Source organism: Litoribacter ruber (assembly GCF_018449405.1).
Lineage (GTDB): Bacteria > Bacteroidota > Bacteroidia > Cytophagales > Cyclobacteriaceae > Litoribacter > Litoribacter ruber.
Map to the genome: position 1 here is coordinate 119,516 of NZ_JAHCMY010000004.1, position 13,672 is coordinate 133,187.

The following is a 13,672-nucleotide window of genomic DNA, read 5'->3' on the forward strand; positions in this document are numbered from 1 at the left end:
AATGAGTAATAAGAAAAAAAAAGAACTGGTTTCCGCCTCTGCTATTAAAAGTGCTATTCTTTATCTATGGCTGGGCTTTATTGCTGCTGTATTAAGTTTTATCATTTTTATATGGGCAGTTAGCGTGAATTTTTTGGGCTTATTTGGAGATCTTCCGGATTTCAAAGCCTTGGAGAACCCCAAAAGTGACCTTTCTTCCGAACTATACTCCGCTGACGGGGTCCTGCTAGGAAAATATTTCAGGGAAAACAGAACCCCGGTTGAATACAACCAAATCTCCAAAAACCTGGTCAATGCACTAGTGGCTACTGAGGATATCCGTTTTGAGGAACATTCCGGCATTGACCTCCAAGGTATGGGAAGGGTATTGGTAAAATCACTCATCCTGCGCCAAAGCGGTTCTGGGGGTGGCAGTACCCTAAGCCAGCAGACGGCTAAAAACCTTTTCAAAACCAGAAACCTGGATAGTCAAGGCACACTCAGCAGAATCCCTGGATTGAGGATGCTGATCATCAAGACAAAGGAATGGATTGTAGCAACCAAGTTGGAAAGAAGCTACACTAAAAACGAGATTCTAACCCTTTATTTAAACACCTCAGAATACGGAAGTAATGCTTACGGGATTAAAACTGCCTCTTCTACTTTCTTCGGCAAGGATCCAAACGAGCTGAACCTGCAGGAAGCTGCCACCCTAGTGGGGCTTTTCAAGGCTCCGACTTATTACAGCCCCGTATATAACCCCGAAAACTCCCTTAGAAGGAGAAATACGGTTTTGGGGCAGATGATGAAATATGACTTCATCACCCGAAATCAATTTGACTCTTTGGCACAATTGCCTATTGAACTGAATTACAAGGTAGAAAACCACAACTTGGGTACTGCCACGTATTTCCGTGAGGTGGCCAAAGCTGACCTGCTTAAGTGGGCCAGAGAAAACCTCCGTCCAGATGGCAAACCTTACAACCTGTTTGAGGATGGATTGAAGATCTACACAACTATAGACAGTCGCCTGCAGAACTATGCCGAACAGGCTGTTTTGGAGCATATGCCTGCCCTTCAAAAGACATTTGAAAACGAAATGGGAAACCGTAAGCCTTGGATTGATAGCCAGGGTCGTGAAATCCCCAATTTCCTCGATAATGCTGTAAAACGTACTGAAGCTTACAGACTTCTGGTAAATAGATATGGAGCTGACTCTGACAGTGTAAAAATTAAGCTGAGGGAAAAGAAAAAGATGAGAGTGTTCTCCTATGAGTTGGGAGAGATTGACACGCTTATGAGCACCATGGATTCTTTGGAATACTACAAAAAATTCCTTCAGACCGGCTTTGTATCCTTAGACCCTTCCACTGGCCATATCAAAGCCTGGGTGGGTGGAGTAAACCATAAGCACTTTAAATATGACCACGTGCGACAAGGTAAGAGACAACCAGGATCTACCTTTAAGCCATTTGTGTATGCTGCCGCTATTGAAAATGGCTACGGACCCTGTTACGAAGTGATTGACCAGCCGGTAGAGGTAAATATTCCAGGCCAACCAACCTGGAGCCCTAAAAATGCTGACGGCAAGTTCACCTACGAAAAGATGAATATCCGTGAGGCCATGGCCAGATCGGTGAACTCAGTAACAGCATTTATGATGAAAAAATTAAGCCCACAAGTGGTAATCGAAACGGCTCACCGTATTGGTATCACTAGCCAGCTTGACCCTGTACCAGCCCTGGCCCTGGGTACCAGTGATGTTTCCATTATGGAAATGGTAGGCGCCTTTGGAACCTTCGCCAACAAAGGGGAGCATATTACCCCATTCTATATCGATAGAATTGAGGATAAAAACGGGAACGTACTACAGCAATTCACTCCACGAAAGAAACCTGCCATGAGTGAAGAGCATGCTTACCTGATGGTGTACATGCTACGTGGTGGTCTTGAAGAGAGTGGCGGGACTAGCCAAGGGGTGCCTTGGGCCCTTCGCGATGAAGGAAACGAAATCGGCGGTAAAACCGGTACTACCCAAAATGCATCCGATGGTTGGTATATGGGCATGACCAAAGATTTGGTTAGCGGTGTATGGGTCGGTGGAGATGACCGTGCCATTCACTTTAGAAGCTGGATTGCAGGTCAGGGAAGTAGAACGGCAAGACCAATATGGGTGAAGTTCATGCAAAAAGTGTATGAGGATGAAACCCTGGAAATAACCAAAGGTCCATTTCCTAAGCCCGACAGGCCTTTGAGCATTGAATTGGACTGCAGCATGTACAATAGAGATTCTCCAACTGAATTTGACTTTGACTCTAGGAGTATTGACTTTTAAGGAGGGGGTTGAAAACGGGAGACCGAAAACAGAGAAGAAAATATTGATGATAATAACAAAACAGCCCTAGTGGCTGTTTTTTTTATATTTGTAATCTATGCTAGCGACTTCTTATACACCAGAGGAATATAACCAGTTACCCGACCAGCCAGGCGTTTATAAATATTACAACGCCGAAAACACGCTTATATACGTGGGCAAAGCTAAAAGCCTTCGCAAACGCGTTGCCAGCTACTTTGTCAAAAGTGCCGGTCTCAATGCCAAAACCAGGAGGATGGTAAGGGAAGTCAAGAAGATTGAGTTTACCATAGTTGATTCAGAGTTTGACGCCCTACTGCTGGAAAACAATCTGATAAAGAAAACCCAGCCTAGGTACAACATCCTGCTGAAGGATGATAAAACTTATCCTTACCTGCTGCTTACCAAGGAGCATTTTCCCAGAATCTTTCCTACACGCAGAGTAATTCCCTCACGAGGCTCCTACTATGGCCCCTTTGCCAGCGTAAAGGCCATGAACAATATATTGGATCTCATACGGAGCATCTTCACCATCAGGACCTGCAAACTGGACCTACACCCACGCAAGATCGCAGAACAGAAATACAAAGTGTGTCTGGAGTATCATATAGGAAACTGCCTTGGTCCATGTGAGGCGCTCATTGGTGAGCCCGAATATTTAAAGGATATTGAGCAGGCCAAGCACATCCTGAAAGGCAACTTGGGCATTCCAAAAAGCTTCTTCAAAACCAAAATGCAGGAAGCTGCAGAAAACCTCCAATTCGAGATGGCTCAGCGGTATAAAGAAAAGCTAGACCTGCTCGAAAAGTATCAGGCAAAATCCTTGGTGACCAGCCCTACAGTGAGCAATTTGGATGTAGTGGCGCTAGTCTCAGATGAAAAACATGCCTATGTCAATTATTTGAGGATAAAAAATGGGGCAATTATCCTTACCAAAACAGTCGAGCTGAAGAAAAAGCTGGACGAACCAGATAGTGAAATTCTCCTTACCGCACTTGTCCGATTAAGGGATCAATTTCAAAGTGAATCTAAGGATACCATTTCCAACATAGAGGTGGAATTTGAAAATGAAAACCTGACGATAACCGTTCCCAAGATTGGGGACAAAAAAAGACTTGTAGAGCTGTCGCTAAAAAATGCCCTTTATTACAAAAAAGAAAAGGCCCTTGCTGCTGGTGATGTCAAGGACAAGAAGGACCGTATCCTACGCCAATTACAGGCCGATCTAAGCCTGAAAGACCTGCCGGATCATATTGAGTGCTTTGACAACTCCAACATCCAAGGCACCCATCCAGTAGCCAGCATGGTATGTTTTCTCAACGGCAAGCCGGCCAATAAAGAATACAGGCACTATCATATCAAGACGGTAGAAGGCCCCAATGATTTTGCCAGTATGACCGAGGTAGTTGGCAGAAGGTACAAGAGGCTGATGGATGAGAAAAAGCCTTTACCGAAGCTGATTGTAATTGATGGAGGTAAAGGGCAGCTATCAAGCTCTGTTGAGGCCTTGAAGCAATTGGGCATCTATGGCAAGATCCCCATTATAGGCATCGCAAAAAGACTTGAGGAGATTTATTTTCCAGATGACCCGTTCCCACTTCATATTGATAAAAAGTCGGAATCCCTGAGACTTCTTCAAAGGATCAGGGATGAGGCGCACAGGTTTGCCATCACTTTCCACAGGGATGTTAGAAGTAAAAATGCTTTTGGCACCCAACTGACCACCATCAAAGGAATTGGGCAGGAAACGGCCGACAAACTATTGAAGCATTTTAAATCCTATAAAAAAATCGGAGAAGCTACACTGGAGGAAATCATTGAGGTGGTAGGCAAAAGCAAAGCAGAAAAAATCATAGAGGCTATAAAAGAAAAAAGCGGATAAAAATCCGCTTTTTTCTTTTATCATCTTACCACTCCCACAGGGAGTTTTCCCACTCAAGAAGACCATATTCAAACTCCAGGGAGTTTAGATAGGCTTGTAGTTGAGCATTTGGATGGTCAGGGTCAATCTTATCCACAATCAGGGCATTGTCAGGATTATAGTGCTTTCTAACCACAGCTTTGAAGAGTCGCAAGTCGAAAGCTTGCGCATACGAAAGGTGCTTAGAGGTGTTTTTAAAGTTCAACCATTTGGCTTCAGGATGATCCTTGAAGTGGTTGTAGAAATCTTTGTATCTGATATAACCTATTGTCTTTTGACCTGCATTGGAGTTGGTCTCAGAAGGCATCACAAGTTCAAGATACTTCACATCAAAGAGGATCTGAGATCTATGCTTATCAAAGACGAAATCCTCCATCAAATCTAAGTAGTAAAGATTCTTTACGAAAACACTGTCTCCGTTAGCCGCAATCCAGAAGTTTTCCTGAAACTCGCTGATTCCCATAGGTTCTTTGAAAGTTTCATCTCTAAACACTTCCAAAGCATTGTCTTCCACAATGGCTTTGTAAATATGGGTGATGATTCCGTCATCTTTGATGTCTCCGGATCCATAAAGAGGCAAGTTGTATTTCTCCCTTAAATCAATCCTTCTCCATACTGCCATCTGGAACATCTTATCGTCATCCCTTATAGAATGGGCCGAAAAGGTAGTATCCATTTTAAACTGGCGATCTCCATTGCTAGAGGGTTGCACACTGGTAGCCCCTTGTGCCATCACCTTAGCCCCCGTAAGACTTACCAGAAGGAAAGCTAGGGAGAAAATAAGTTTTGCCTGTAGTTTCATATCAAAAACTATTTAAAATTTCAATTCTTAATTAAATCCTTATCGAATAGAGAAGGAGTAAACTTCATTGAGTGAAGTCTTAATTTTATTTCCTTGGAAGTTTGTTCTGGTAACTTCTCTCACCACCACTACAAATCTATCGCCAGGTTGCGCTCTTTGTCTCAAACTATTAATCCCACCGACAGTCTCTCCTGATATCTGAACCGTCTCTCTTGGAACTTCATTTCTAATCAATCTCACCTCGCCAGCGGTTACTTCGAAGTTGGCATCGTTAGCCATAGTTCTTCCGAAGTTAGCCTCAGGTATGGCTTTCACCAATAATGTACCTGGACCTGGTGAAGCATATGGAGAGGTCAAATCAATTGGGCCTCTATTATCATGAAGGCGGATGGTTGGAGCAGGTACCGGCTTAATGTCGTATTCCACATCACCAATCTTGTTTCCTCCACTGCTTACTCCGATCGTTACTTTTCCTGAGTCAGAAGTTGGTATAATAGTTACCTGACCAGGTCTGCTTCCGCTGATCGCCCTACCGTTTGAAACGGTGAAGGATGGTGCATAAGAAGTACCTAAAGCAGGAACATCAATCATCAACACGTTAGCCGAATTAGCGTAAAGCTGGTTGACAGTCTCAGACTCTACTCTGATAACCGGCTTAGCTACAAAGTACTCATAATTAACCGCCAAAGTACTGTCTTTACCGGCAATGTTTACCGTAATTTCACCTTGAAGGGTTTTCTTAGCCAAACCTCTGTCGTCATAGTTTGAAGCAGGAGGAACGGTGAAACTGATTTTACCGAATCCATCCTCTACCGGCACCTCACGACCATCTACTGTCATCTTAGGCATGGCAGACGAAGAGGCAGAAGCTATAAACATATCACCTTCAAACTTGGTACCTGCTGCCACTACATTGCTGCTGGCCGCCACTCTGGCTTCAAATACATCAGACTTGAAGTAGAAGGTACCAATTGAGTTGGTAATGGAAGAAAGCGCCTCACTTTCAATGTTCAACACCTCATTCTGATACTGGCTAATAAGTGCCAATACAGCTCCAACTGGGGATTTCACAAAGTTTAGATTTACGAAATCCTTATAGTTTGCGTTTGGATCATTTTTGAAAAGGTCAATTTCTCTGGCATCCTTAGCGATTCGATCGAAATTTTGCTCGATGCCAATGCTTGCTAGAACATTCTCGATCTGGACAGGAAATTCATTCAGCCTTTCCTCCATCTCATAACCTTTGCGGTTGTTATTGAAGATGTTACCAGTGATATCCTGGTTTTTCAAAGAACTTGTCTTATAAGTTCCATCCTCATTCTTTGCATTTGTCTGGTCAATGAGCTCTTGCTTCAATCCTTCGAGGTAGGCGAAAATATCAGAAGTTGCCTCCCTAATTTCCCTTGCTGCCTCAACTTTTGGCAAGTCTCTCTCATTGTTACCTTGCTGCTCTACAGTGCTCCTGATGGAGTTAACCATGAAAGCATTTTTCTCAATATAATTTTTGGATGTTCTTTCCAACCCGTCGTTAAGAAGAACAAACTTTTGAAGTATCTGATTACTTACTTGCAACGCCAAGAGAGCGGTCAGAACGAGATACATCATCCCGATCATCTTCTGCCTTGGAGTTTCCTTACCTCCAGCCATAGTAGTATTTTAAATGGTCAAACATTAATTAAGTTGAAAGATTGAATTAACCTTTCATGGCTGTTAGCATGCCACCATATACTTTGTTCAATGAACTTACATTCTGGTTCAATTTGGCAAGCTCATTCTTGAAGGCTTCAGTTTCCTTACCTGCCTCATTTAGACCTTCCATGGCAGCGGTCACGTTAGAGTAGAACTTGTTCAGCACTTTCACGTGGTTGTTGGCATCCTGAAGTTCCATTTCATACACTGCGTTAAGTGCCGATAGGTTCTTAGTTACCGTTACTACTTGCTCATGGTATTCTTTGGCATCACCCGTAGCAGAAGACATTTCTGCCAAAGCAGTGGCTGTCTGAGCATACGATTGATTCATGTCCGTAAGAGTTCTTGATGCTGTTTTTACATTTTCTGCATACTCATTGGTAGCAACTGCCGCATTGGAAAGTGAACCCATTTTCTCCGCTGACTCAGCGAGATTTTTAATTCCTTTACCAAGGCTCTCTATAAGATCATCTCCGATTTTTGCATCGGCCAATACTTTGTCAAATTTCTGGGTGGTGCTATCCGCCATTGGGGTACCGCCTTTGGCCGCAGAAGGCATAGTTGGCATACCATCACCATTATAGTCAGGAGCCAATTGTGGATAAACTCTTGACCAGTCCACGTCTTCATGCTTTGGCTCAAAAGAAGAAAGGAAGAAAATTGCGGCCTCAGTAGTAAGACCCACACCGATCATCAAAGTAGCCCCTGGCCAGTCCAAAATCTTAAACATCGCCCCAAGGATTACTACTGCTGCACCGATACCATAAATCTTAGGCATGATATCGCCGTAAAATTTATATCTAAACGAATTGTTGTTTGCTGACATGTTACTCTAATTTTTTGTTAATGTTGTTGCTTTTTGATTATATAAGGTTGTTTTGTTTCTATCTTCTTCTTCTACGCTTAGATCCTACATCCATGGAACCTGATCTACCGATAAAGGTCATGGCAGTTCTGAAACCGATATGAGCAGTTTTCACATCCTGGTATTCGTAAGTTCTAGTGCTTGTCTCCAAGTAGTGAGAAATATCTTTCCAAGATCCGCCTCTTACCACTTTTCTAGGCTCATTTGGATCTTTGAAGACCGGATCCAAATCCCAGCTAAGAGAGCTTCCGGCAGGGTTGTAGGCATCTTCCACCCACTCGGCTACGTTACCGGCCATGTTGTAAAGACCAAAACCATTGGGAGCAAACACATCCACTGGGGCAGTGTAGGCAAATCCGTCATCTATGTAGTTACCTCTTCCAGGCTTGAAGTTGGCCATTAGACAACCTCTTCTGTTTTTCAGGTATGGACCACCCCAAGGGTATTTGGCAACATCTTTTCCACCTTTTGCGGCATATTCCCACTCTGCTTCTGAAGGGAGTCTGAACTTCGGCATGTCGTATTCAGAGCGGTCGTTTGCGTTCATATGGTAGCTTCTCCACTCACAGTACTGCTTGGCCTGCTCCCAGCTGATGCCCACAACTGGGTAATCATCAAAAGCTGGGTGGTCAAAGTAATACTCCATCAACGGGTCACCATAGTGGTGGGTAAAGCTTGAAGACCATACGGTGGTATCCGGCAATAGCTCTTCCAAATTGAATTGTGGGGGATCTGCCTGGGTAGTGGGCGTACCAAGAGCCAAGTCACCACCTCTTACAGCTTCAAGAAACTGGCGGTACTTGTTGTTGGATACCTCATACTTGTCCATGTAGAATTCCGAAATGGTGATCTGCTTGTTGAAGGCAGATTGGGAAACGGCAATATCCTCATCGGCCTGGCCCATCCAGAACGTACCGGCCTTCACTGGCACCATATCATATGGAAGTGATTGCTTCCAACCTGATCTTTTAGGGACACCGGTAACTTCCCCTCTTCTGTTTTCCTTTTCACTGGCAGTTCCACTGCTCCCAAAAAGGCCGCAACCCTGCAGTAGGGTCGTTGCCAGAAACCCTACAATCACTGCTAAAAGTCGTGAATTCATTTTTTTATACATAAATGACACTAATTTAATTGTATTGTTATTTCCATATTTTTCACACACTACAAGCTCGAAATTTAGTAGAAAATATTAGAAAATCGCAAAAAGAATTATAAAATTAAAGAATCTTTTTTTTCCTAAAATCTAAATCTCGGCGTTCGTTGTATCACCCGTTGGATGTCGCGAGCTACGGTAGGCAATTGATAAGCAAGCATGAATTCATGTGATGTGGGAGCCTTGGCCTCCACCCCTCCTATTACTAGGTCAAATGCATATCCCAACCTTAAAGAATTATCCCTTAACAGGCTATACCCAAATAATACCGACACTGACTCCTCTCCTCTGTATGCTAAACCCCCGCTAATCTTATCATTATGTGTCGCTATAACGCTGATGTCATATGAAAAATTATCTAGGGAGACAGTTTTTAACAAAAGGTTAGGTTCAAAACTAAATTGACCAAAAGTCCTTATTCTGTAACCGGCCAACAAGTAACTGTGATTTCTCAATTGATTGCCAAAAAGCCCCTCTCCAAAATCAAATTCAGGCTCATTAAGATGCCTGCTGCTCAAACCCACATAAAAGTTCCCATGATCATATAGCGCACCGGCGCCAAAATTAAAATTGATCTGGGACTCCCTGCCGGACGCAGGAAGCAGCGGATCTGGGTTTACCGGGTTCAGTTCGTCATATTTGATGGTGCTGGAAAAAAAGCCACCTGAAGCACCCAAACTCAACACCCCTCTTCCAATCTGCAAATGGTACCCAAGGGAAACATTCACTTCTTGATTGGCCGTCGGTCCGATGTCATCATTTACAAAGTTCAAGCCAAAACCAAGATTCGTGTTGGCTATTCTGCCCGCTGCGGTCAAAAGTTGGGTATTTATCCCGTTGCCTCCCGAGGACGGCGCATTGTAGCCCAGCCATTGGGTGCGGTGAAGAGCGGAAAAATGATAACCGTTTTCCTTGCCCGCAAAGGCCGGGTTGTAATACAACCCATTGTACATATACTGGGTAAACTGCGCATCCTGCTGGGCATGGGCCGCAGAGGTACACCACAGATTAATCAGGGAACCGCAAAGTACACTTAAAATCAGGTAATATCTTTTTTTCATGCGTAGTCTCAAATATCATGACCACCTTATTCCACAGGAGAAAAATGGGGCAAAACCACCCCTCCCCTCCGGGAGCAATCAGGTTAAAAGTATCTATAGCCTTTGGAAGAACTATTCTACACAATTTAACTGAAATTACCTGTAAAATGATTAAAAAGATACTATAAATTGTTGGCTTTTTTGATATACAGCTCCAAGGCCCCCGTCATACTCGGCGCATTGGGCATCGGTGCCTCAATATCCAAAATCAAACCCTCATCCCTCACAGCCTGGCTTGTAGTAGGGCCAAATGCGGCAATGCGGGTATTGTTTTGCTTAAAGTCTGGAAAGTTTTGCAATAAGGATTTGATTCCAGACGGGCTGAAAAAGGCCAAAATATCGTACTTAATGTCTTTCAGGTCGGAAAGATCAGCCGCCACTGTGTGGTAGATAATTGCTTCGGTAAATTCAATGTTGTTTTTCTCCAAATAAGCAGGGATGTCATCTTTGCGGATATCCGAGCATGGGAAAAGGTATTTCTCGCCTTTGTGCTTTTTGAAGTAGTCAAACAGATCAGATGCCGTACGCACCCCCACAAACAATTTTCTCTTTCTGATCACGATGTATTTCTGCAGATAATGGGCTGTCTGCTCAGAGATGCAGAAATACTTCATATCTGCCGGCATTTCGATTTTGAGCTCCTGGCAGATGCTGAAAAAATGGTCAATGGCGTTTCGGCTGGTAAAAATAATGGCCGTGTGCTTGAGGATATCGATCTTTTGCTTCCTAAAGTCCCTTACGGAAACTGGCTCTACTTTGATAAAAGGTCTAAAATCAATTTTCAGGTTGTATTTTTCTGCTAACTGGAAGTATGGCGACCGCTCATCGGAAGGTTTAGGTTGAGAAACTAGGATACTCTTTACAGGGTTAAATCTGTCTTTTGTAGATTTAGTCATCTTACTTAGGTTTACTACTTCTTTCTGCTTTCCTTTTATTAAAGAACTACCCTATAATCAGCTTTACAATAGCCAAAAAGGGAATTAATTCCGCGGTGCAAAGGTAAGAAAATAAATGGTAATTCTTAAACGAAACCTTCTTTGTCATAAAAAAGAACAGCATGGAAACTCCACCTATATATAGTATGAAAAACAAGACCATAGAATAGCTGATCAACTGCCGGGTTTCCATGATGTCATTGGCCAGCCCAAGGGTAATAAAAGCAACCAATACCAACAGGGTATAAGAAAAGACCCTAAGCATGTAGAAGAAGTGGATAAACTCCAGCCTGCCTACTTCATAAATAGAGGTTGTGGCCTTCAGCCACATTACCTTGCCAACCGAAATAACAAATAAGACTACCGAACCCAGGAGCCAAACCAAAAACAGGAAATTGAGCTCCCCCCTTAAAAAGTTTCTAAGAATGGACACCTCCATATAATACACAGCCAATACTACGATTAGCATGAGCAGCATGTTGAAGATCACAAGGTAAAATATCACGTCGGTGGAGAAAATTCGGCTTTTGGCATGGCTATCCGCAAAATCCTCGGCAGTAAACACTGAGGCAGGTTTGAGCATATTGGTAAACACCACTGGAAACACCACCTTATATAAAGCCACCAAACCCATTACAATAACTAAGGCAATGTAAAAGAATTCTTTTAGCCGGTCTTTCCCCCTTTTTACCATGGCTGTCTCCACTAGGATCGGCTCAGACACAATAGGCGTGGCGTCTTCAAAATAGCCTTTATGTAGCGAAAGCATCCTGGGCTGCAAATCTCTTTTTAGAATACTTACCTTTCTAGTGGCACTTTGACTGGGGAACTGGGTTCTCCAGGTATCGCTACCCACAATAAAACTGGTATCGGCATCGGCATGCTGCCAAAGGACATTTTCTACAAACACCGATGCACCCTTTGGTACCGAGATCTTGAATTGGGCCGATGGAAAATCTTTAACATTGACTTCAACTGTAGCCCGCTCGGGTGAATAAAAGGGCTCAAAGCGGTGGGTGATTTCAAAAGCTGAATTATAATTTTCCAAAACCTGGCCGAAAGTGCTTCTAGCAAGCCCCGCCACCAAAACCAACCCTAAAAATATCCCTATAAGTTTTTTCATCTAAAATCTGCCTGTGTAACCAAAGTGTATCTTGGAGTAATTGAAAGCGAAAGGTTGTGTGGCCGACCTTCCGAGCGCATACATGAAGCGGAACATCCCTCCCCCTGTATCAAGATTTATACCAGCCCCCCCGGCCCTTGGCCAATCTGTATGCACTCCTCCCACACTATTATCCAATCTGCCAATATCCGCAAAAATCATAAAATAAGAATAGGTATCAAAATAAAATCTCGGCTCCACATTCAAATAGGCAAACTTGTTGGCAAAAAAGAAATTCTCGTTAAAGCCCCGAATCGACCGCAGCCCTCCTACCCGGTAAAGGTCATTCAAAAGCAGGTTGTTGCTTTCAACCAGTCCTGCCCGAAGGCCGGTCCAAAGCCCCACATTGGGGCGGAAATAAAAATGCTTTTCCAAATTGAACTTGATGAAATACTGCAGGCTCTCCATATCCACATCTTCATAGAGCCTTTCGGGCAAAGCCGTGTTTTCCAGCAACCGCTTATTCCCCACCCCTACTTCAAAGCTGGCAAAATGGCCTCTCCTTGGAAAAAACACATCATCCAAACGGTTATTGTCCAAGTGCACCCCGTAGTTATTGAACCTGAAATCCGCCGCTTCCGGCAAGACCTCAGCCTGCTGAAACCTGCTCACATCCAATAGACCACCAGCTTGGCGGCTGTTGAAAAACGTTAAATAAAGTGCGGGAGAAACCCTGTAACCCAAATCCACCCTAAAATTACGATTTAAAAAACTGGTGTCCTGTTTTAAAAAGCTGAACTGGGCCATCACGTCAAGGTTGGACCCTAGAATTAGTGGCTCCACCGCACTGACTTCGAGATTTTGGCTATGCTGGCTGAGCCGCTGCCAGTTCAGCGCATAATTGCGTCCCTTTCCCCCAACATTATATAAAGCCAGATCAAATTGGCCGGTCACCAGGATTTTGTTCTGCTCCAATTCGTTGGGCAAAAAGCCAATAATCCCATCCAGCATATTAATACTTCGATCATCAATGGGCAGGTAAAAGGTAGCCTCACTATTTTGGAAGCTTAAACTGGGCTCTTCCGTGATCTTGAGATAAGGCAGATTTCTTACTCTCGATATAGATTGGTCTATCTTTCTCTGCGAAAAGGGAGTGCCCGGCGGGATCTGAAGGAGTTTGGACAAAAACAGCGGATCGGTTTTGGAACTGCCCGTGATTTTAATGGTGTCAAAAGCTATGAAAGGCCCACTTTCATAGGTCAAACCAGCCGAAAGCAGGTTGCCATTCAGGGCCAGGGAATCCAGCCCCACTTCGGCAAATGGATACCCCTGCCCTTCAGAAGCCTGGATTATCCTCTCGAGGAGACTTAGCACCTTATTATAGGAGACAACTTTGCCATTGAACATTCTATCATCAAAACCACTTTTCAGCAGTACCTCTGCAGGCAGCCCCCCTTGTTTCAGTTCAACCCAGTGATATTGCATTCCAGCATGGAAGGCAACCTGCAATGTATCGGTATGGAACCCCACCCTTTCCGCCTTCGCCATGAGGTGGCCTTGTTCCATCAGCTGGGCAACATGGGAAAGAATGTAACTTTCCCTTTCAAGGCTATCCTGAAATGCTCTATGGGAGTCAGTTGGTCCTAAAATATGGAGAATAGCTTTGTTTTTCTGAGCCAAGAGGTCCTGGCTCAAAAGGCAAAAAATCAATATGAAAACAGCCCTCCCCACAAATGACAAATTAAAGCAGTATCTTTGAGGTCTAAAAGTAAT

At 43.7% G+C, this 13,672-nt stretch carries 10 protein-coding genes; 2 read left to right on the forward strand and 8 right to left on the reverse strand.

Annotation, left to right across the window (positions count from 1 at the left end):
• Nucleotide 1 precedes the first annotated feature (1 nt).
• Together KI659_RS09340 and uvrC are read left to right on the forward strand one after the other, a co-directional pair.
• Entirely contained in the window at nt 2-2,314 is a 2,313-nt protein-coding gene (locus KI659_RS09340; RefSeq protein WP_213945081.1) for a penicillin-binding protein 1A, read from the forward strand.
• A gap of 97 nt (nt 2,315-2,411) precedes the next feature.
• Nucleotides 2,412-4,214, forward strand: coding sequence for an excinuclease ABC subunit UvrC (gene uvrC / locus KI659_RS09345; RefSeq protein ID WP_213945082.1), 1,803 nt, complete (start codon nt 2,412-2,414; stop codon nt 4,212-4,214).
• 25 nt (nt 4,215-4,239) lie between these two features.
• Here uvrC and porN read toward each other — a convergent pair whose 3' ends face one another.
• The 8 genes from porN to KI659_RS09385 all read right to left on the reverse strand — a co-directional run bounded on the left by porN (nt 4,240) and on the right by KI659_RS09385 (nt 13,594).
• The gene (gene porN, locus KI659_RS09350) at nt 4,240-5,055 is read right to left on the reverse strand and encodes a type IX secretion system ring subunit PorN/GldN (protein ID WP_213945083.1); all 816 of its coding nucleotides are present in this window, start codon (nt 5,053-5,055) and stop codon (nt 4,240-4,242) included.
• A gap of 39 nt (nt 5,056-5,094) precedes the next feature.
• Entirely contained in the window at nt 5,095-6,702 is a 1,608-nt protein-coding gene (gene porM / locus KI659_RS09355) for a type IX secretion system motor protein PorM/GldM (RefSeq protein ID WP_213945084.1), read from the reverse strand.
• Nucleotides 6,703-6,748: 46 nt separating this feature from the next.
• Nucleotides 6,749-7,570: a type IX secretion system motor protein PorL/GldL gene (gene porL / locus KI659_RS09360; RefSeq protein WP_213945085.1), complete on the reverse strand. Its 822-nt coding sequence runs from the start codon at nt 7,568-7,570 to the stop codon at nt 6,749-6,751.
• A 58-nt stretch (nt 7,571-7,628) separates the two neighbouring features.
• Nucleotides 7,629-8,723 (reverse strand): T9SS ring complex lipoprotein PorK/GldK, encoded by a 1,095-nt coding sequence (gene porK / locus KI659_RS09365; protein ID WP_213945086.1) that lies wholly within the window; start codon nt 8,721-8,723, stop codon nt 7,629-7,631.
• A gap of 122 nt (nt 8,724-8,845) precedes the next feature.
• On the reverse strand, nt 8,846-9,823 hold the full coding sequence (locus KI659_RS09370) for a PorP/SprF family type IX secretion system membrane protein (protein WP_213945087.1): 978 nt from the start codon (nt 9,821-9,823) through the stop codon (nt 8,846-8,848).
• Between the two features lie 161 nt (nt 9,824-9,984).
• Nucleotides 9,985-10,758, reverse strand: a complete 774-nt coding sequence (locus KI659_RS09375) for a uroporphyrinogen-III synthase (RefSeq protein WP_213945088.1) — start codon at nt 10,756-10,758, stop codon at nt 9,985-9,987.
• A 46-nt stretch (nt 10,759-10,804) separates the two neighbouring features.
• Nucleotides 10,805-11,920, reverse strand: a complete 1,116-nt coding sequence (locus KI659_RS09380) for a DUF4271 domain-containing protein (protein WP_213945089.1) — start codon at nt 11,918-11,920, stop codon at nt 10,805-10,807.
• Nucleotides 11,921-13,594 (reverse strand): BamA/TamA family outer membrane protein, encoded by a 1,674-nt coding sequence (locus KI659_RS09385; RefSeq protein ID WP_246535347.1) that lies wholly within the window; start codon nt 13,592-13,594, stop codon nt 11,921-11,923. It abuts the gene before it with no gap.
• Between the last annotated feature and the right edge of the window lie 78 nt (nt 13,595-13,672).

Coding starts and splice junctions, on each gene's coding strand:
- KI659_RS09370 (WP_213945087.1), bottom strand. CDS start 9,823: ATGAAAAAAAGATATTACCTGATTTTAAGTGTACTTTGCGGTTCCCTG.
- porL (WP_213945085.1), bottom strand. CDS start 7,570: ATGTCAGCAAACAACAATTCGTTTAGATATAAATTTTACGGCGATATC.
- KI659_RS09380 (WP_213945089.1), bottom strand. CDS start 11,920: ATGAAAAAACTTATAGGGATATTTTTAGGGTTGGTTTTGGTGGCGGGG.
- porM (WP_213945084.1), bottom strand. CDS start 6,702: ATGGCTGGAGGTAAGGAAACTCCAAGGCAGAAGATGATCGGGATGATG.
- KI659_RS09375 (WP_213945088.1), bottom strand. CDS start 10,758: ATGACTAAATCTACAAAAGACAGATTTAACCCTGTAAAGAGTATCCTA.
- porK (WP_213945086.1), bottom strand. CDS start 8,723: ATGTATAAAAAAATGAATTCACGACTTTTAGCAGTGATTGTAGGGTTT.
- porN (WP_213945083.1), bottom strand. CDS start 5,055: ATGAAACTACAGGCAAAACTTATTTTCTCCCTAGCTTTCCTTCTGGTA.
- uvrC (WP_213945082.1), top strand. CDS start 2,412: ATGCTAGCGACTTCTTATACACCAGAGGAATATAACCAGTTACCCGAC.
- KI659_RS09340 (WP_213945081.1), top strand. CDS start 2: ATGAGTAATAAGAAAAAAAAAGAACTGGTTTCCGCCTCTGCTATTAAA.